This is a genomic window from Opitutus sp. GAS368 (genome assembly GCF_900104925.1).
Taxonomy (GTDB): Bacteria; Verrucomicrobiota; Verrucomicrobiia; order Opitutales; family Opitutaceae; genus Lacunisphaera.
Window position 1 is genome coordinate 259,742 of record NZ_LT629735.1, and the last position, 18,576, is coordinate 278,317.

Genomic DNA, 18,576 nt, shown 5'->3' on the forward strand with positions numbered 1-18,576 from the left:
AAGGCCCAAAGAATAATAACCGAAGCGGCGTTCTTCCGTGCGCCTATAGGCGCGCTGACCACAGGTTCGAAGCGCCAGGTCCTTTTGCGCCTTTTTGCGGCTAATCCCGCTTGGTTTGGGCGCCTCAGATATCGATCACATCGTCCCGCTTCGCCGGCCGGCCGGCCGGGACCTTCGGCGGGGTGAGCAGCCGGTTCATGATGAGGCTGGTCAGGCTGACGATCAGCGCCCCCAGCATGGCCGACCCGAAGCCGGCCACATGAAACCCGTCCACCAGCCGGCCCACGAAATAAAACAGCAGGGCGTTGATCAGCCATATGCCGATACCCAGGGTCAGGACGATGAAGGGCAGCGCGAACAGCATCAGCACGGGTTTCACCGCCACGTTGAGGAAGCTGAGCAGCAGCACCACGACCAGCAGCGTGCTGCCGGTGTCGTAGCTGATGCCGGGCACGATCTTGGTGCTGAGTGCGACCCCGAGGGCCAGCACCAGCCACCGCACCAGCAGATTGACGAACGGATGGTTCATTGAATGATGGACTGCAACCTTTGCCGCGGGCTCCCGCGGAGCAATGAAAATTCTCATCGTCCAGGACTACCTCCGCAGCGGCGGCACCGAGCGCCAATCCATCCTCATGGCCACGGCCTTTGCCAAGGCCGGGCACGAGGTCACCCTCCTCACCTTCCGGCCGCGCGGCGTGCTGGAACTCGACGGCGAGCAGCAGCCCTTCGCCTTCCGCTCGCTGCAGCCTTTCGACACACGCCTCGACTGGTTCGCCCCCGGCCTGCTCAAGGCCGCCGAGGAAGCCGCCCCCGACCTCGTGCTTTGCATGGGCCGCATGGCGAACTGTTACGCGGGCTTCATCCAGGGCCGCTTGCCGCGGGCCGCGGTCATCTGCACCATGCGCACGGGCAAGCTGCTGCCCTGGCTCTTCGTCCGGTCGCTGAAGCTCTGCCGGCACATCATCGCCAACAGCCATGTCGCCAAGCGCGTGCTGACCGACGACCACGACATCCCGTCGCCCAAGGTCACGGTCATCCACAATTCCCTGCTCCGCTTCACCGACGAGACCGCGCCGCGCAACAACGCCCTGCGGCGTTACCACGGCGCCAACCCCACGACCGTGGTGCTGCTCAACGTCGCCATGTTCCGCCCGGAGAAAAACCAGCGCGAGCTCATCGAACTCTGCGCCAAGCTCCCGGGTTACCTGGACTGGCAGCTCTGGCTGGCGGGCGACGGCCCGGCGCGGAAGAAGTGCGAGCGCCTCGCCCACGACCTCGGCCTCGGCGCGCGGGTCAAGTTCCTCGGCTACCAGTCCGACCCCACCCAGCTTTACCTCGCCTCCGACCTCGCCGTGCTCGCCTCCCAGAGCGAGTCGCTCTCGAATTTCCTCATCGAGGCCCAGCTGCACGGCCTCCCCGCCGTGGCTTACGACATCGTGGGGGTCGGCGAATGCTTCGTGCCCGACAAGTCCGGCTGCCTCATCGCCAACCACGACCAGGCCGGCTTCATCGCGGCGCTCGACCGGCTCATCCGCCAGCCCGCGGAACGCCGGCGCTTCGCTCAGCACAGCCGCGACCACGCCCAGGCCAATTTTGTGCCCGAACGCCAGATGCAGGCGCACCTGAACCTGTTCCGCGAGCTGACGAAGGGGTGAACCCGGTGGAGGGCCCGCGTCCCTGCGGGCCGGGATTGGTTATGGCGTTCCAACGGCCCGCAGGGAGGCGGAGTGACAGACATCGAGGACAGTTGAGGTGACAGACATCGGAGACAGTTAGATCGGATCAGATCTTGATCGATCGGGGTGGGCGCGGGAGGGGCTGCGCCCCTCCCGCTTTGGATTGCAGGGGTTGACGCCAACGGGCGTGCCGGAGTCCGGCCGGATCGTGGGCGTGGAGGTGGCCGAGCAGATGGGGTCCGAAATAGACGGCGAGGACATCAGGGCGGACCAGGCGGGCGCCGAGTTCCTCCGCGATGAAGGCCTTGCCGATGAGCCGCTGGCGTTTGCGCCAGCGGTAGCGCCCCTTGGCGTCGAGGCGCACGCGCAGCCAGGTTTTCGGATAGGTCCAGCGAGGGACAGTGGCCGGCAGAACGCGCCGGCTGGCGCGGTAGAGTTCCGCCGGCGTGCGCAGTCCGCGTGCCTCATGGGGGCGGAGCTGGTTGTAATGGTGGCGCCAGCGCCCGAAGCGGCGCTGCTGGGCCGGCGGGTGGGCTGAAACCGGGGTGGCGGCGAACCGCTTCAGCACGCCATGCATCTGCTCGTGCGCCGCGTTATCCTGCGGGCAGCGGGGACGGCCATACTCCATCCGGATGCCCAGTTTGACCCAACCCGCGCTCAGGCGGGTCCAGCCGCGCGGGCCCCCGGCGCCAAACGGGGCCCCATTGTCCGTGCGGAGGGCCTTGGGCAGGCCGTAACGGCGGAACAACCTGCGCATCACCCGAGCGACCTCCGCTTCGCCGGGCTTGGACACATGCTGCACACACAGCACATAGCGACTCGCCACATCGCGCACGGTGAGGGCATGAACCTTCCGGCCGTCGGCGGTGCGGAACTGGCCCTTGAAGTCGAGCGACCAGACATCGTTCGCACAACGCCCCGCCAGGCGTCCGCGCAGGCGCAGGATCGGTCCCGGTCTGGCGCGCCGGGTTTGCCGGCGCACCAGGCCGTGCGTCTGCAGCCAACGCGACAGCGTGCGCACGCACGGCAACTGCGAGCGGGGATACTCGCGGTGCAGCTTCCACCACAGCTTCTTCGGCCCGAAGCTCCGCTCCTGCAGGCGGGCCACGCGCAAACGTGCCTCCCAGCGCTCGCGCAGCCGGACGGCCGCCTGGGGCGTCCGGGCGCGCTCGGTGAGCGCCCGGCCTCCCCCGGCCCGAAACCGTTCCCACCAACGGTATCCGCAACTCCGGCTGATACCATGCAACCGACACAATGATGTGATACTGCGGCCGGAACCCGGCCGCTTGATCCACTCATCGATAAACCGACGCCGTGCTTGTTCCGTGACCGATGTCTTCCAGGGCATAGTGCCCCGAGAGTGTCACCGATGTCTGTCCTTCAAAGTGTCCTCGATGTCTGTCACCGAGCCGGACGCGGGCCCTCCAACTTTACCCCTCCTGACAGCATTATGTCAGCAGGCTTGATCCGGGGCGCGTGCCGGTTTGCATTCCGCCCATTCGTCACCATTCAGTGATGCCTCCCGTGCCGACCACCTCCGCCCCCGAGTCCATTCGCCTGCGCGGCGTCCGCCAGAACAATCTCAAGGGCTTCGACCTCGACCTGCCGCTGGGCAAATTTGTTGTCGTCACCGGCCTGAGCGGCGCGGGCAAGTCCTCGCTGGTGTTCGACACGCTCCACGCCGAGGGCCAGCGGCGCTACGTCGAGACCTTCAGCGCCTATACCCGGCAGTTCCTCGACCTGCTCGACAAGCCCAAGGTCGACTCGATCGAGAACATCCGGCCGTCCATCGCCATCGAGCAGTCCAACACGGTCAAGACCTCGCGCTCCACCGTCGGCACCATGACCGAGCTGACCGATTTCGCGAAGGTCTGGTTCAGCCACGTCGCCGACTGCTACGATCCCGCCACCGGCGAGAAGGTCGAGGACGACAACCCGCAGACGATCTGGGCGAAGACCCACGCCGCATTCCCGAGCGAAAGCTCGGGACATCCTTTGCCGGGCGACGGCCCGGACAAATCCCGGGCTGGCAGCAGCCAGCAACGGGGAGCCGCAACTCTCCTGCTCTGTTTCCGCATCGCCAAGCCCGACAACCTGAAGTGGACGGAAGTGCTCACCAGCATCAAGGGCCAGGGCTACACGCGCGTGCTCACGCCGGCGGCGCAACGCCGAACATCCAGGCTCCAACCTCCAACCTCCAGTGAAGAAACGGTGCTGCACAAGCTCGACGACTTGTTGGCCGCAAAGCCCGACTCCGCGCTCAAGAACGTCTCGCACCTGTTCGTCATTCAGGACCGTCTGCTGATCTCCGCTGAAAACAAATCCCGTTTTCTGGAAGCCTGCGAATCCGCCCTTCATTTCGGCAAGGGCGAGGTGTTCCTGTTCGCCAATCATAAATCTGAAATCGTAAATCATAAGTTTCTCGAAGCCGGCCACTACTCTCGCGGCCTGCACTCGCCGAAGACCGGCCGCACCTTCCGCGCCGCGTCGCCGGGACTGTTCTCCTTCAACTCCCCGCTCGGCGCCTGTCCGAAATGCCGGGGCTTCGGCCGCGTCATCGACATCGACTACCGCCTCGCCATCCCCGACCACTCGCTGTCCATCGCCGAGGGCGCCATCCGGCCGTGGGAGGGCGAGATCTACGGTGAGTCCAAGAAGGACCTGATGCAGTTCGCCAAGAAGGTGGGCCTGCCGGTCAATGTCCCCTTCGCCGCGCTCACGCCGGCCCAGAAGACCTTCGTGCTCGACGGCTCGCCGGGTTACGACGGCGAGACCAACCACTGGCCGAAATACTGGTATGGGCTCAAGGGCTTCTTCCGCTACCTGGAGAAGACGACCTACAAGATGCACGTGCGGGTCTTCCTCTCGCGTTACCGGGCCTACAATCCCTGTCCCGACTGCCACGGCGCCCGCCTCCAGCCCGACGCGCTCTGCTGGAAATGGCGCGGCCGCACGCTCCCCGAACTCTATCAACTGCCCATCAGCGAACTGCTGGCCGCGGTCTCGAGCGACACCACGCTCGCCAGCCGCGCCTCCGGCCACGAGGCACACAGTGCCTCGATTGCCCACGACTCCATCGTCACCCGCCTGCGCTACCTCGCCCAGGTCGGCCTCGGTTACCTGACGCTCGACCGCACTTCGCGCACGCTTTCCGGCGGCGAGGTCCAGCGCGTCAACCTCACCTCCTGCCTTGGCACCTCGCTCGTCGACACGCTCTTCGTCCTCGACGAGCCGTCCGTCGGCCTGCACCCGCGCGACATCGACCGGCTGCTCGGCATCATCCGCACGCTCACTGACACCGGCAACACGGTCGTCGTCGTCGAGCACGACGAGGCGATGATCCGCGCCGCCGACCATGTGATCGAGGTCGGCCCCGAGCCCGGCGCCCGCGGCGGCCACATCGTGTTCCAAGGCACGGTCGGCGGCATGCTGGCCTCGCCCACGAGCATCACCGGCGCCTACTTTTCGGGCCGCCAGCGGATCGACGCCCCGGCGCAACGCCGCCCGGTCGACTGGAGGCGGGACTACCAGTCCCGCGGGTTGCCAACAGCGGACCCCATGCCTCGCGGGACTGATAGTCCCGCCTCCATAAAACCAGTCGCCAAGTGGCTTTCGTTTAAGAACGCTTCCAAGCACAACGTCCGCAATCTTTCCTTCCGCCTGCCACTGCAGCGCCTGGTCTGCCTCTCCGGCGTGTCTGGCTCGGGCAAGTCCACGCTCCTCGACAATGTCATCTGCCAGGGCTTGCTCACGCAGCGCAGTCTGATGACCGAGGATCCGGCCGAGATCGAGGCGGTGAAGTCCGACCTGACCTTCTCCGAGGTCGTGCTGGTCGACCAGTCGCCGCTCAGCCGCACGCCGCGCTCCAACCCTGCACTCTACTGCGAGGCTTGGGAACTCATCCGCGAGCTCTACGCGACCGTGCCCGCCGCGCAGGAGGCCGGCTTCAACGCCTCCAGCTTCTCCTTCAACAGCGGCGACGGCCGCTGCGACAACTGCCAGGGCCTTGGCAGCGAGCGCGTGGAGATGCAGTTCCTCTCCGACGTCTTCGTCCCCTGCCCCATCTGCGAGGGCAAGCGCTTCAAACCCGAGGTGCGCGCCATCACCTGGAACGGCCACTCCGTCGCCGACCTCCTCGCCACAACCGTCGGCGATTCGCTCGCCATCTTTGCCGATCATCCCGAGATCCACCGCCGGCTCGCCGCGCTCGACGAGGTCGGCCTCGGTTACCTGCCGCTCGGCCAGCCGCTCAACACCCTTTCCGGTGGCGAGTCCCAGCGCCTGAAGCTGGTCCGCTATCTCAGTGACTTCACCGACGAAGCAACGACCATCGCGCAAGGCGCCCTGCTCTTGCTCGACGAGCCCACCACCGGTCTGCATCGCCACGACGTGAAGCGCCTGCTGGCCGTGCTGCAGCGCATCGTGGACCGCGGCCACAGCATTGTCCTCATCGAGCACAACCTCGACGTCCTCAAGTCCGCCGACTGGATCCTCGAGGTCGGCCCCGACGCCGGCGCGCAGGGCGGCCGCATCATCGCCGAGGGCCCGCCGGAGGAAATCGTCCGCACCGACACCGCCACGTCGCCTTTCCTTCGTCACGCGCTGGCTGCGACCGAGCCGATGCTCGCCGCCGCCGAGGATGCCGCGCCCTATCAGGCAGCCATCGCGATGAACCCCGGCGAGCTGACCGTGCTCGGCGCCCGCGAGAACAACCTCAAGAACATCTCCGTCTCCATCCCGCACCGGCAGCTCTCGGTTGTCACCGGCGTGTCGGGCTCGGGCAAGTCCACCCTCGCCTTCGACATCATCTTTGCCGAGGGCCAGCGCCGCTTCATGGAGTCCATGTCGCCTTACGCCCGGCAGTTTGTCGAACAGCTGCCGCGCCCCGACATCGACCGGCTCAGCGGCATTCCGCCGACCGTCGCCATCGAGCAGCGCGTCACCCGTGGCTCGCGCAAGTCCACCGTCGCGACCATCACCGAGGTCGCCCAATACCTCCGCCTGCTCTACGCCCGCCTCGGCATCCAGCACCATCCCGAGACCGGCCGGGCCGTCACGCCCCTCTCGCCCGGCCAGCTGCGCCTGCTGCTCGACAAGATCCTCGCCACGCCCAAGGCGAAAAAGGCCAGGCACCTCTACCTCTGCGCCCCGCTGATCCGCGGCCGCAAGGGCCACCACGAGCCCATCGCCAAGTGGATCGGGAAACAGGGCTACGAGCTCATGCGCGCTGACGGCCGGCTGCTCCGCGTCGATACCTTCCAGAAACTCGACCGCTACAAGGAACACGATGTCGAGGTCGTGGTTGCCGACCTGAAGCGCGGCAAAGCCGCACAGCTTACAGCAAAAAGCTTAAAGCTTAAAGCCGACGAAGCGCTGAAAACAGCGCTTCGTCTCGGCAAGGGCTCCTGCTTTCTTTTAACTCCGGCCGGAGAAATCCTGTCCTGGTTCTCGTCGACCCGCACCGACATCCTCAGCGGCGAGTCCTTCCCCGAGCTCGACCCGAAGCATTTCTCCTTCAATTCGCCGAAGGGTTGGTGCCCGACCTGCCGCGGCCACGGCCGCATCTACGACTGGATGCTGACGCCCGACGAGGATGATGAGCGCTCCGACGAGGTCGCCGACGCCCTGCGCACGTTTGATCCCGACGACGTCTCCTCGCACGGCAAAGCCTGCCCCACCTGCCACGGCGAACGCCTCAACCGCATCGCCCGCGCCGTGCGGTTGCCCCTAAAAGGTAGGGCGAGTCGTCCCCGACGAGCTGCGGCTCATCCGGAGGATTCGCCCTACCGTGCAACCTCCATCTCCCTGCCCGAGCTGACCAAGCTCACGCCCGACGACCTGCTCGCGACTCTCCGCAACCTCCAGCTCGAGGCGCGCGGCAAGCTCATCACCCAGGACATCGTCCCACAGATCGAGGAACGCCTGCGCTTCCTCGGCCAGGTTGGCCTCGACTACCTGCAACTCGACCGCTCCACCGAAACCCTGTCCGGTGGCGAGGCCCAGCGCATCCGGCTCGCCGCCCAGCTCGGCTCCAATCTTTCCGGCGTCCTCTATGTCCTCGACGAGCCGTCCATCGGCCTGCACGCCCGCGACAACGACCGGTTGATCGATACGCTCCTCTCGCTCCGCGACAAGGGCAACACGGTGCTCGTCGTCGAGCACGACGACGTCGTCATGGAACGCGCCGATCGCATCATCGATCTCGGTCCCGGCGCCGGCATCCACGGCGGCACGGTGCTCGCCAACGAAAGCCCCGCCGGCATCAAGCAGAACGCCGCCTCGTTGACCGGTCTCTTCCTGGCCAGGGGCATTCCGCATCCGCTGCGCGGCGAATACCGCGATGTAGGGGCGCCGCTTGACGGCGCCCGCGGGCGTCCACAAGGGACGCCCCTACAAAAAACCGACTGGCTCGAACTGAGCGGCGCCCGTTACCGCAACCTGCAGGACCTCACCCTGCGCCTGCCCCTCGGCCGGCTGACGCTGGTTTGCGGCCCGAGCGGCGCCGGCAAGTCCACCCTTTTCCGCGACCTGCTGCACCCGGCCGTCTCGTGCGCCATCAAAAAGAAAAAAACCAGGCTCACCGGCCGGGATTTCGTGCGCTTGGCCGGATTTGAATCTGATGGAGACGCGGCGACCCCGCCGCGAGCGGACGTTCGCGGGCGGGGTCGCCCGCGCTCCAGTGCAGAGCCTTTCCTCACCCTCACCGGCGCGAACCACTTCCGCACCGTCGTCGAGGTGGACCAGTCGCCCATTGGCAAGACGCCGCGCTCCACGCCGGCCACCTACCTCGGCATCTTCGACCTCATCCGGCAGTTCTTCGCCTCGCTGCCCGAGGCCAAGATGCGCGGCTACAGCGCCAGCCGGTTCTCGTTCAATGTCGCCGGCGGCCGCTGCGAGACCTGCTCCGGGGCCGGCCGCATCAAGCTCGAGATGGCATTCATGCCCGACTCCTACCTGCCCTGCGACGCCTGCGGCGGCTCGCGCTTCGGCCCGGAACTCGCCGACATCGCGTGGAAGGGCAAGACCATCGGGGAGGTGTTGAAGCTCTCCTTCGACGAGGCCGCGGTGTTTTTCGACTTCCACTCGCAGCTCTCGCAGGTCTGCAAACTGATGGTCGATTGCGGCCTCGGTTACCTGACGCTCGGCCAGAGCAGCCCGTCGCTCTCCGGCGGCGAGGCCCAGCGCCTCAAGCTTGTCACGGAACTCACCAAGGGCCTGGCCACCTACAAGGAGCGCTCGCACAACATCGCCGTCCGGAACCTCTACCTGCTCGAGGAGCCGACGATCGGTCTGCACCTGAGCGACTGCGAGAAACTCATCCGGGTGCTGCACAGTCTCGTGGACCAGGGCCACACCGTGGTCGTCATCGAACACCACCTCGACCTGCTCGCGGAGGCCGATTATATCGTCGAACTCGGGCCCAACGGCGGCCCTACCGGCGGCGAAATCATGTATCAGGGTCCGCTGGCCGGCCTGCTCAGGGTGCGGAAAAGCCCAACGGCTCCGTATCTGCGCGCCAAACTGAAAACGTAGCGCAACGCGCTTGCCGCGCCATAGCTCCGCTGGAGCGACGGCGGGACCGCGCCCTATCTGCGGGAGAAGCTGAAACGGTAATTGGAGGGCCCGTGTCCCTGCGGGCCGTTCGGACGGCATAACCAATTCCCGGCCCGCAGGGACGCGGGCCCTTCACCAATCCTACCCAATGGTCCAGGGCAGGTTCGGCACGATCTCTCGGCGCCGGCCCGCCGGAACCGGCCGGTGGCTCGCCTGTCGCAATTCACCCATGATCGGTGTTTTGCTTCGAGTACATGATCGCATGGCGGACCTGGCGGTCTGCGTCGACCTGATCCGGAAATACTGGAACCGGGACCGCTACCATCTCGTGGTCGTCTCGAATGGCCGGCCCGCGGGGCATCGACTGCCGGAGTCCGTCAGGGCGGCCGCCGACCGCTGCGTGGAACTGGAGCGCAACTCCGGGCATCTCCAGGGCAACGCGCAATTGGTTCAGGCGGGGCTGGGGCATATCCCGGCCGAATGCCGCTACACCGTGTTGCTCGAAGCCGACACCTGGGTCTTCTCGGACGCGCTGGTGCAAAAATATGTCCGCCGGCTGGCGGCCGCGAACGCCGTCTGGGCCAGCGCCGAGTGGATCGAAAAGCGCTGGTCGCTGGGCCTGGATTTCGCAGTCGTGGAGACCGCCTACCTGCAGGGTAATCCGCAAACGTTCAACTACACCACCGACGCAGAATCGTGGGTCTGCCACCGCCTGCGGGCCGAGGGCCGGCGCTTCATCTACATCACTGAGAACATGCCCGTGCATCAGCCGAAGTGTCTGAAGTTTTTTGGTCAACGCCATGGTGGACGGTTCCGCAGCTTTCCCCGCGCCGGCATGGTCACGCACCACCTCGAGGATCTGCCGCACGGCCTGGAAACCAAGCAATACCTCGCGAACGTCTGTCTCGGCCGCCGGGAATTTCCCCTCGGCGACGAGCCAACCATTCGCCGCGAACATCGGCGGCTCCGGATGTTGATGACCCTGGCCGCCTGCGTGCCGCGCTCCCGTTGGTATCGGTCCAAGCAGAGGGGTGTCCCGGCGGACGCCCCGTCCCTGCGGACGGCCGGGCAATAGAAGCCGAAAGGCGAAGATATCTTTCCGCGCCCTACCCCGCCGCCAACGGCAGGCTCGGGGCGATCCCGAGGCTGAGGCCCGCCTCGCTAACGCCGCCCGTCTCGCGCTCCATCCACGCGGCAAAGGCGATCATGCCGGCATTGTCGCCGGTGTGCTGTGGCAGCGCGCGGAAGAAGGGTAGATTCTGCGCCTGCGCGACCTTCGCCAGCTCGGCTTGCAGGGTCTGGTTGTTCGCGACGCCACCCGACAAGCCGAAGCTGCGGTAGGCATTGGATGCCTCACTGTAGGGCGGGGTCTCCGCACCCCGCCTTGCCGCCGCCGCCACGTCCGACTTAGGCGGGATACGGTGGTCCCGCCCTACAAAATTCCGCTCCAGCGCCAGGCCGGACTTGCGCACGAGCGCATTGAATACCGCCGCCTGGTAGCTGGCGCAGAGGTCGGCCTTGCGTCGCTCGATGTCAGCCGGCGCCATTTTTTGCAACTGGTAGCGCAGGCTGGTTTTCAATCCCGAGAAACTGAACTCCAGCGACGACCGCTGGGCGACAGCCTTGGGAAACTCGAACGCCGCCGCATTGCCCGTCGCCGCCAGCTTCTCGACCTGCGGCCCGCCGGGATAACCCAGCCCGAGCAGCTTGGCACCCTTGTCGAGCGCCTCGCCGGCGGCGTCGTCCATGGTCGAGGCCAGCAGTGTGATGCACCGCAACTCGTCGATGCTGAAAAGCGCCGTGTTGCCGCCGGACACGAGGAGTCCGAGGTGCGGCAAAAGTTTTTCGAATCCCTCCGCGAAGTCCGCCGGCCCCGCCGCCTGCAGGGCGATGAACGGCGAGAAGGCGTGCGCCCGGAGATGATTCACCCCGACAACCGGCACGCCCCACGCCAGGCCGAGGCTCTTCGCCGCGGCCAGGCCCATCGCGAGGCACGCGGCCAGGCCCGGGCCGTTGGTGACAGCGATCTGCGTGATCCTTTCCGCCGGCACGGCGGCCAGCGCCCGGGCCAGCAGCGGACCGAAGTGCGACAGGTGCTCCCGGCTGGCCAGGTCGGGCACGACGCCGCCATAGGCCTCGTGCAGGGTGATCTGGCTGTGCACCCACTCGCCCACGAGACCACGCGCCGGATCGAAGACGGCCACCGCCGTCTCGTCGCAGGAACTTTCGAGGGCGAGGATCATGGGGTATGCTGTAGCGGCGCTCTATGAGCGCCGGACGGCGGTCGCAGACCGCCGCTACAGGAGAACTTTGCTTTGTCGCTTATCATTGCCCTCTCGCGGCCAGCACGCCCGTCAGGACCTCGGTGGCGGCGTTGAGCTGGGCGTCCTCGATCCGCGTGAAGCCGAAACGCTCGTTGAATTCCGCCGGCGCCGTGAGGTCCGGCCGCGACTGCTGCAGGCGGATCTTGCTCTCGTCGTCCGCCGAGACCTCCACCTCGACCTGCGGCTGGATGCCCTTCTCGTGGATGGTGATGCCGCTGGGCGTGTAGTAGCGCGCGGTGGTGAGCTTCAGGCCCTCGCCGTTCTGCAGTGCGATGACACTCTGGACGGACCCCTTGCCGAAGCTCTTCTCGCCGACGATGACGGCCCGCTTCGTGTCCTTCATGGCCCCCGAGACGATCTCGGCCGCGCTGGCCGTGCCGCCATTGACCAGGATGGCCATCGGATACCTGCGCGACGCGTGGCCGCCGTCCGCGTTGAAGTTCTCGCGCGACTCCGGAGTGCGGCCCTGCGTGTAGACGATGAGCTCGCCCTTCTCGAAAAACTCGTTGCAGACGTCGATGGCCGCGTCGACCAGGCCGCCCGGGTTGTTGCGCAGGTCGATCACCAGCCCGCGCAGGCCCTGCTTCTCCAGGCCCACCAGCGCCGCCTGGAATTCCTTGCCGGTGCGCTCGCTGAACTGCGTGATCTGCAGGTAGCCGAGGCCGCCGGGCAGCATGGTCGCGTTGCGCACGCTCTCGAGGCGGATGCGAGCGCGCAGGAGCGGAAAGTCGAGCGTCTGCTTCGTGGACGGCCGGAAGATCGTGACCGTCACGAGCGTGTCCGGCTCGCCGCGCACGAGCTTCACCGTCTTTTCGATGGTGGGATTCTCGATGGACTTGCCGTCGATCTTCAGCAGGCGGTCGCCGCGCCGGAGGCCGGCGTGCTCGGCCGGGGTGCCGGCGATGGGCGTGATGATGACGATCTGGTTGTCGCGCATCTCCACCTGGATGCCGACGCCGCCGAAGGCGTTGGTCATCTCCTCCTCGGTCTCCTGGTAGGCATCGGCCCGCAGAAACTGGGAATGCGGGTCGAGCTGGCTCAGCAGGCCGTCGAGGGCCGCGCGGGTAAGGTCGTCGTAGCTGGCGGAGGCGTCGCCCACGTAGTTTTCCTTCACCAGCTGCAGCACCTCGCGGAAATACTTCACGTTGCGGTCGCGGTCGCGGTCCGGCCACCAGCTGGGCGCGCCGCTGCGGGCCGCGATCTGGGCGAGCCCGTAGCCGGCAAAGACGGCGGTGGCGATGAGCAGGAAGCGTTTAAGCATGACTTTAGGTGGCCACAAATGGTTGAGTTGGCAAATGGCTTCCTCGTCCGACTTTTTTGAAATCTTCGCCACCGAGCCCGGGGTGGCGGCCGGGGTGCCTTTTGCCCGCTACATGGAGCTGGCGATGTATCACCCGGCGGCGGGCTACTACACGCGGGACTTCAAGCGCGTCGGGCGGGACGAAAAGGCGGATTTTTTCACCGCCACGACGTTCAGCCCGGTCTTCGGCGAGCTGGTGGTCGCCGCCGCCGCCAAGCTGCTCGCGCCGGCGAAAGCCGCCGACTACACCTTCGTCGAGGTCGCCGCCGAGCCCGGCGCCGGCATCCTGCGCGACCTGCCGCACCCCTTTGCGGGCTACCAGACCATCTCCTACGGCCAGCCGTTCGTTTTCCCGGCCCAGAGCGTGGTTTTCTCCAACGAGCTGTTCGATGCCCAACCCTTCCACCGCGTGGTCTGGCGCGAGGGCCGCTGGCGCGAGCTCGGCGTGGCGCTGCACGGCCGCCACCTGCGCGAGGTGGAACTGCCGGAGTTCTCGCCCGCGCTGGCCGCCTACGCCGACCGGTTGCCAAAGACGGCGGATGAAAACTACCACATTGACCTGCCCATCGGGACGGTGCCGATCCTGGAGCGCCTCGTCGGGCCGAAGTGGTCCGGCCTGTTCCTCGCCTTCGACTACGGCAAGTTCTGGGCCGAACTCGCCGAACATGCGCCCGCCGGCACCTTGCGCACCTATCACCGCCAGAAAATGGGCTCCGACCTCTACGCCCGGCCGGGCAAGCAGGACATCACCGGCCACGTCTGCTGGGATTGGCTGGAGGATGGCCTTGTCCGGTCCGGCTTTGGCGAGACCCGGGTCGACTCCCAGGAGAGTTTCTTCATGAATCAGGCCAGCGAAGCGCTCGCGGCCATCACGAAGGCCGAGGCCAGCAGTTTCAGCCCGCGGAAAAGGATGGTCATGCAGCTGCTCCATCCCGCCAACATGGGACAGAAGTTTCAGGCCCTGCACGCTTTACGCAAGTAAGGCCCGCAAATCACGGTTGGTCAAAATTCCCTTGCTAAGGCGAAGAGCGGACCTTTACTCCTCAACCTTTAACTCAAGAAACACCATGGCACGAATTTGCGCTATCACCGGTAAACGCCCGACCAAGGGCAAGATCATCAACCGCAAGGGTCAGTCCAAGAAGAGCGGCGGCATCGGCACGCACGTCACCAGCATGACGACCCGCCTCTTCCGCCCGAACCTGCAGTGGATCAAGGTCAAGCTCCCCAACGGCGGCACCAAGCGCATGTGGGTCTCGGTCAAGGCCATCAAGGCCGGCCTCGTGCAGAAGGCCTGAGTTCGCCCTCCCTTTTCGACCCGCAGCCGCAAGCTGCGGGTTTTTTTGTGGGTGGGGTCAGAGGTGGCACACGGCCTCCGGACGAGTTGGTAGGGCGCGGACTCCGCTCCGCGCCCATCGCGGTAGGGGCCAGTGCCCCCAACGGCCCAGGGCGCTTGAAGGCAAGCGCCCCTACCTGCCAACTGAGGTCCGGCGACGAGCGCCGACCCTATAACAGATCCGCGAACTCTTTGTGCCGCTCGATGAACCGCGCCACGTAGGAACACTGCGGAACAACCTTCCGCCCCGCCGCCCGCGCCTCCGCCAGCGCCGTCCGCACGAGTTTCTCCGCGATGCCCCGGCCGCGCAGCTCCGGCGGCACGAGGGTGTGGGTGAAGACCATTTTCCCATCGGCCAGCTCGTATTCGCAGATGGATCGGTGACCGTCCACCACCGCCTCGTAGCGGTGGGCGGCGACGTTGTGCGTCACGGTGACTGATTCGAACATGCGACCACTATTGCGCCGGCGACCCGGCTGTCAAAATTGTAGGGCGGGATCACCGCATCCCGCCTCGACCGGGTTGTCATTTCGTGCGAAGGCGGGATGCGGTGATCCCGCCCTGCAGCTTCGCCCGGATCTTCCCCCACAGCGCACCCAGCTCCTCGCGACCCTCGATCTTCAGCGCCCACAGCAGCGCGCCATACACGGCGCAGGCCGCCGGGATCAGGCCGGCCACGATCACGAGATCCTGCGCCTTGCCCGTCAGCGGCAGCCGCGCCGCCAGCTTTGCGCCGCCCCACACCACTCCGCCCATCAGCGCGCTGGCCATGGCAATCTTGCCCAGGCTCGGCACCACCGGAGCGAAGGCGAGCCCGCCCATCCGCCGGGTCAGCCGCGTCTGCAGGAACCAAGCCTGCGCCAGCACGGCGAGGTTGCTCGCCGCCGCCAGGCCCGCGGTGGAAAACCAGTGCATCAGCACCACGCTCAGGACGATGTTCACCACAAAACTCAGCACCGCGGCGCGCACCGGCGTGGCGGTGTCCCTCAACGCGTAGAAACCCCGCAGCGCCATCGTGGTGAACGACAGGAACGGCAGCCCGAGCGCATAGACCGCGAGGATGGGCGTCATCAACGCCGTGTCGGCGGCGGTGAAGTGCCCGCGCTGGAACAGCAGCCGCGTAATCGGCTCACTGAGCAGCGCCAGGCCGACGGCGGCGGGCACGTTGATGATCATCACCAGCCGCAGGCCCTTGTGATAATCCGCCGCCAGGGCCGTCCAGTCCTGCTTGGCGGCGTGCCGGGCGATCAGCGGAAAGACCACCGTGGCGATCGCCGCGGCGAACACGCCGATCGGCAGCTCCATCACCCGGGTGGAGAGGTTCAGCACCTGCACGGCACTGTCGTTGAGCGACAGGCCGATGAACCGGGAGACCGAGATGTTGACGAGGTAGATCGCCGAGCCGATGACGGTCGGCGCCATCAGCCGCACGATCTCGCGCAGACGATCGTCCGGCGAAAGATCGAAACGCGGCCGCCAGCCCTCGGCCCACAGCACGCCCGCGGGCACCGCCATCTGCAGGAAACCGCCGACCAGCACGCCGGCGCACAGCCAGTTCATCCGCACCGCATCGCCCAGCGCCCACCAGGCCCCCAGCGCGAGGGCCCCGATGACGGCGAGGTTCAGCCAGACGGGCGAGAGCGCCGGCTCGCTGAAGCGCCCGAGGACCTGGCAGGCCGCGCTGAAGGCCGCCGCCAGACAGACAAAGACCATGTAGGGAAATAGGATCACGGCCAGGTCCGCGCCCAGCAGCAGGCGCTCGACCGTCGCCGGTTCCAGGCCACCCCCGCCAGTGAGTCGCGCCACGGCGGGAGCGTTGGCCATGACCAGCATCGCTAGCACCACGAGGCCGGTCGTCACCACGAACAACCAGCTCGCCACCTTGCTCACCAGCTCGAAGGCGGCGGCCCGGTGCTTTTGTTCCAACTCGTGCGCCATCGTGGGCACGAAGGCCGCGGTGAGCGCCCCTTCACCCAGCAGCCGGCGGAACACGTTGGGCAGCGTGAAAGCGGAGGCGTAAGCCGAAGCCAGCGCCCCGGTGCCGAACACGGCGGCGATGCAGATTTCCCGCACCAGCCCGAGCACGCGCGATAACACGGTCGCCGTGGCAACCACGCTGATGTTTTTCAGGTTCTGCGACACGGAGGGGAAAGGTGAAACCCGGCCACCGGACGGGTTATTTCAGCTCGCTCCAAGGCAAACCCGTCCGGCGGCCGGGTTCCACCACGGGGCGCACGCATGTTTATTACTGCGCGACGAACTTCAGCGCCGTCCCCTCGATGGTGATGCTGGCGAGCTTCGCCCAGGCGCTGTGTATCTCGTCGGGCACCTTGACGCGGGAAATCAGGTGGCTCATGAGCGGGCCGGAAACGGCGGGCAGCAGGTGCACCGGGCAGGAGCCGAGGTAGACCGTGTCGGGCAAATAGACGACCGAGTCGCCGGACTTCTTGAAGGTGCCGGTGGTAACGACCGTGATCTCGTAGGTCAGGCCATACCAGTTGAGCAGACACTTGCCGCCGATCTGCAGCTTGCCGTCGACGACCTTGAAGTTGGGCCGGCCGGGATTGAAGATGCCGTCGGTGGCGGGCTTCGGGGCGTCCGCGGGCGCCGCGGCGGGTTTCGCGCCGGGTTTGGCCGGGGGCGGAGGCGGCGGGGCGGTGGGCACGGCCAGGGTGGCGGCCCACGCATTGAGCTCTTCCTCGACGAGACTGAGCGAGAAGGTCGGGTTGCTCAGGAACTGCTTCTGCTTGGCCTGCCAGTTCTTGCTCTTGGCGCCGCCCTCGTTGCCCGGGATGTAATACACCACGCTGCGCGACACCTCCTTGGGCAGCTCCTTCACCTGCGACACCGGCTTGAACACGAGGTAGACGCAGGCGGCGAGCACGCCGACAATGAGGCCGAGCACGGCCCCGAGGGCGACTTCCGTCATGCTCGGACCGTAGAGCGCTTTTTCCAGTTTTTTGTCAGCCATGGGCGGGGATTTATTTGGCGACCGGGGCGGCCGCAGACTTGGTTTCAGGTGACTTGGCAGCGGGCTTGGGATCGGGTGTGCCGGACTTCTTCTTGTAGTCGGTGATGTAAAAGCCGGAGCCCTTGAAAATCAACCCCGCACCGCCGCCGACCTGGCGTTTGAGGGCGGGCTTCTTGCAGGCGGGACACTGCTTCAGCGGCGCGTCCTTCATCGACTGGAAGGCTTCCATTTCGTGGCCGCATTTGGTGCAGACGTATTCGTAGGTGGGCATCCGGAAAAGTGGCGTCAGATATGATTCGGCCCCGGGGACTTGGCGAGTCTGTTCTTGGCCCCCACCCCGCCGGAATGCCTGCCGGAGCGGCTTGACCCCAGGCCGCTTAGCGCGTTGAGGTCAACGCGCCCGCCATGGAATTTACCGCCCAGTTACAGGCCTACCGCCAGCGCACCGAGCAGGGCCTGGCCGCGTTGGTGCCCGCCGCCACCACCCGGCCGGCCCGCCTGCACGCCGCCATGCGCTACAGCCTCGAGGCCGGCGGCAAACGGCTCCGGCCCGTCCTCACCCTCGCCGCCTGCGACCTTTTCACCGGGACCGGCGAAAAGGCATCTCAAATCTCAAATTTGAAACCCCAGATTGCCACCGCCGATCCGCTTCCCGCCGCGGTGGCCATTGAGTGCATCCATACCTACTCGCTCATCCATGACGACCTACCGTGCATGGACAACGACGACCTCCGTCGCGGCCGACCCACCGCGCACAAGCAGTTCGACGAAGCCACCGCCCTGCTCGCCGGCGACGCGCTGCTTACCCTCGCCTTCCAGCTCATCGGCCGGCACTATGTCGGCGCCACCGCCCTCTGTGCCGCCCTCACCCGCGAGATCGCCGACGCCGCCGGCAGCGAACGCCTCATCGGCGGCCAAATGGAGGACCTGCTCGCCGAAAAGAAAACCAACGCCACCGCGGCCGAGCTTGAGTTCATCCATCTCAACAAGACGGCCGCCATGCTCACCGCGTCACTCGTGGCCGGCGGCCTTTGCGGCGGCGCAACGGAGGCGCAACTCGCCACGCTGCGCGCCGCCGGCCGCCACCTTGGCCTGGCGTTCCAGATCATCGACGACATTCTCGACGCCACCGCCGACACGGCGACGCTCGGCAAGACCGCCGGCAAGGACGCCAAGGCCGGCAAGACCACCTACGTGAAGCTCCACGGCCTCGAGGCTTCGCGCCGCCACGCCCACGAGCAGTCCGACGCCGCGAAAACCGCTCTCGCCCGCCTGCCCGGCGGCGCGCCGTTCCTCGTCACCCTTGTCGAGAACATGGCCGCGAGGTCGAGTTGAACCGTCCAGAATGTAGGGTCGTTGCTTGCGACGACCTCGAGCCCGATACGCCGAAGAGGTCGTCGCAAGCGACGACC

General features: G+C 66.6%; 14 protein-coding genes. 6 read left to right on the plus strand and 8 right to left on the minus strand.

Annotation, left to right across the window (positions count from 1 at the left end; all coding sequences use genetic code 11):
• Positions 1-124: 124 nt before the first annotated feature.
• Positions 125-529: a phage holin family protein gene (locus BLU29_RS01135; RefSeq protein WP_091054747.1), complete on the minus strand. Its 405-nt coding sequence runs from the start codon at positions 527-529 to the stop codon at positions 125-127.
• 43 nt (positions 530-572) lie between these two features.
• Here BLU29_RS01135 and BLU29_RS01140 point away from each other — a divergent pair, with 43 nt between their 5' ends.
• Positions 573-1,658 carry a glycosyltransferase gene (locus BLU29_RS01140; RefSeq protein WP_091054748.1) on the plus strand — a complete coding sequence of 362 codons (1,086 nt, stop codon included), beginning with the start codon at positions 573-575 and terminating at the stop codon, positions 1,656-1,658.
• A 127-nt stretch (positions 1,659-1,785) separates the two neighbouring features.
• On the opposite strand, the gene BLU29_RS01145 is transcribed toward BLU29_RS01140, so the two are convergent.
• Positions 1,786-2,787 (minus strand): DDE-type integrase/transposase/recombinase, encoded by a 1,002-nt coding sequence (locus BLU29_RS01145; protein ID WP_231962229.1) that lies wholly within the window; start codon positions 2,785-2,787, stop codon positions 1,786-1,788.
• A gap of 416 nt (positions 2,788-3,203) precedes the next feature.
• Between BLU29_RS01145 and BLU29_RS01150 the strand changes: the two genes are divergently transcribed.
• Positions 3,204-9,212: an excinuclease ABC subunit UvrA gene (locus BLU29_RS01150; protein ID WP_231962284.1), complete on the plus strand. Its 6,009-nt coding sequence runs from the start codon at positions 3,204-3,206 to the stop codon at positions 9,210-9,212.
• 250 nt (positions 9,213-9,462) lie between these two features.
• Positions 9,463-10,308, plus strand: a complete 846-nt coding sequence (locus BLU29_RS01155) for a hypothetical protein (RefSeq protein ID WP_157693542.1) — start codon at positions 9,463-9,465, stop codon at positions 10,306-10,308.
• 31 nt (positions 10,309-10,339) lie between these two features.
• Here BLU29_RS01155 and tsaD read toward each other — a convergent pair whose 3' ends face one another.
• Entirely contained in the window at positions 10,340-11,476 is a 1,137-nt protein-coding gene (gene tsaD / locus BLU29_RS01160) for a tRNA (adenosine(37)-N6)-threonylcarbamoyltransferase complex transferase subunit TsaD (protein ID WP_091054752.1), read from the minus strand.
• An 82-nt stretch (positions 11,477-11,558) separates the two neighbouring features.
• Positions 11,559-12,818 carry a S41 family peptidase gene (locus BLU29_RS01165; RefSeq protein WP_091054753.1) on the minus strand — a complete coding sequence of 420 codons (1,260 nt, stop codon included), beginning with the start codon at positions 12,816-12,818 and terminating at the stop codon, positions 11,559-11,561.
• A gap of 34 nt (positions 12,819-12,852) precedes the next feature.
• On the opposite strand from BLU29_RS01165, the gene BLU29_RS01170 reads away from it, so the two are divergent.
• Both BLU29_RS01170 and rpmB read left to right on the plus strand, forming a co-directional pair.
• Positions 12,853-13,839, plus strand: coding sequence for an SAM-dependent methyltransferase (locus BLU29_RS01170; protein WP_157693543.1), 987 nt, complete (start codon positions 12,853-12,855; stop codon positions 13,837-13,839).
• 85 nt (positions 13,840-13,924) lie between these two features.
• Complete coding sequence (rpmB, locus tag BLU29_RS01175) at positions 13,925-14,155, plus strand: 50S ribosomal protein L28 (protein WP_091054754.1); 231 nt, start codon at positions 13,925-13,927, stop codon at positions 14,153-14,155.
• Between the two features lie 208 nt (positions 14,156-14,363).
• Here rpmB and BLU29_RS01180 read toward each other — a convergent pair whose 3' ends face one another.
• From BLU29_RS01180 to BLU29_RS01195, 4 genes are all read right to left on the minus strand, one after another.
• Positions 14,364-14,642, minus strand: coding sequence for a GNAT family N-acetyltransferase (locus tag BLU29_RS01180; RefSeq protein WP_091054755.1), 279 nt, complete (start codon positions 14,640-14,642; stop codon positions 14,364-14,366).
• A 76-nt stretch (positions 14,643-14,718) separates the two neighbouring features.
• On the minus strand, positions 14,719-16,335 hold the full coding sequence (murJ, locus tag BLU29_RS01185; RefSeq protein ID WP_091054756.1) for a murein biosynthesis integral membrane protein MurJ: 1,617 nt from the start codon (positions 16,333-16,335) through the stop codon (positions 14,719-14,721).
• Between the two features lie 103 nt (positions 16,336-16,438).
• Positions 16,439-17,164: a hypothetical protein gene (locus BLU29_RS01190; protein ID WP_091054757.1), complete on the minus strand. Its 726-nt coding sequence runs from the start codon at positions 17,162-17,164 to the stop codon at positions 16,439-16,441.
• A 10-nt stretch (positions 17,165-17,174) separates the two neighbouring features.
• Entirely contained in the window at positions 17,175-17,435 is a 261-nt protein-coding gene (locus tag BLU29_RS01195; protein WP_091054758.1) for a zinc ribbon domain-containing protein, read from the minus strand.
• A 134-nt stretch (positions 17,436-17,569) separates the two neighbouring features.
• Here BLU29_RS01195 and BLU29_RS01200 point away from each other — a divergent pair, with 134 nt between their 5' ends.
• Positions 17,570-18,499, plus strand: coding sequence for a polyprenyl synthetase family protein (locus BLU29_RS01200; RefSeq protein ID WP_091054759.1), 930 nt, complete (start codon positions 17,570-17,572; stop codon positions 18,497-18,499).
• The last annotated feature ends 77 nt before the right edge of the window (positions 18,500-18,576 follow it).

Bases quoted from the DNA above. Each gene is read 5' to 3' on its own strand.
- BLU29_RS01135 (WP_091054747.1), bottom strand. From the start codon at position 529: ATGAACCATCCGTTCGTCAATCTGCTGGTGCGGTGGCTGGTGCTGGCC.
- BLU29_RS01165 (WP_091054753.1), bottom strand. From the start codon at position 12,818: ATGCTTAAACGCTTCCTGCTCATCGCCACCGCCGTCTTTGCCGGCTAC.
- BLU29_RS01155 (WP_157693542.1), top strand. From the start codon at position 9,463: ATGATCGGTGTTTTGCTTCGAGTACATGATCGCATGGCGGACCTGGCG.
- BLU29_RS01195 (WP_091054758.1), bottom strand. From the start codon at position 17,435: ATGCCCACCTACGAATACGTCTGCACCAAATGCGGCCACGAAATGGAA.
- BLU29_RS01200 (WP_091054759.1), top strand. From the start codon at position 17,570: ATGGAATTTACCGCCCAGTTACAGGCCTACCGCCAGCGCACCGAGCAG.
- BLU29_RS01190 (WP_091054757.1), bottom strand. From the start codon at position 17,164: ATGGCTGACAAAAAACTGGAAAAAGCGCTCTACGGTCCGAGCATGACG.
- BLU29_RS01170 (WP_157693543.1), top strand. From the start codon at position 12,853: ATGGCTTCCTCGTCCGACTTTTTTGAAATCTTCGCCACCGAGCCCGGG.
- BLU29_RS01180 (WP_091054755.1), bottom strand. From the start codon at position 14,642: ATGTTCGAATCAGTCACCGTGACGCACAACGTCGCCGCCCACCGCTAC.
- BLU29_RS01140 (WP_091054748.1), top strand. From the start codon at position 573: ATGAAAATTCTCATCGTCCAGGACTACCTCCGCAGCGGCGGCACCGAG.
- rpmB (WP_091054754.1), top strand. From the start codon at position 13,925: ATGGCACGAATTTGCGCTATCACCGGTAAACGCCCGACCAAGGGCAAG.
- tsaD (WP_091054752.1), bottom strand. From the start codon at position 11,476: ATGATCCTCGCCCTCGAAAGTTCCTGCGACGAGACGGCGGTGGCCGTC.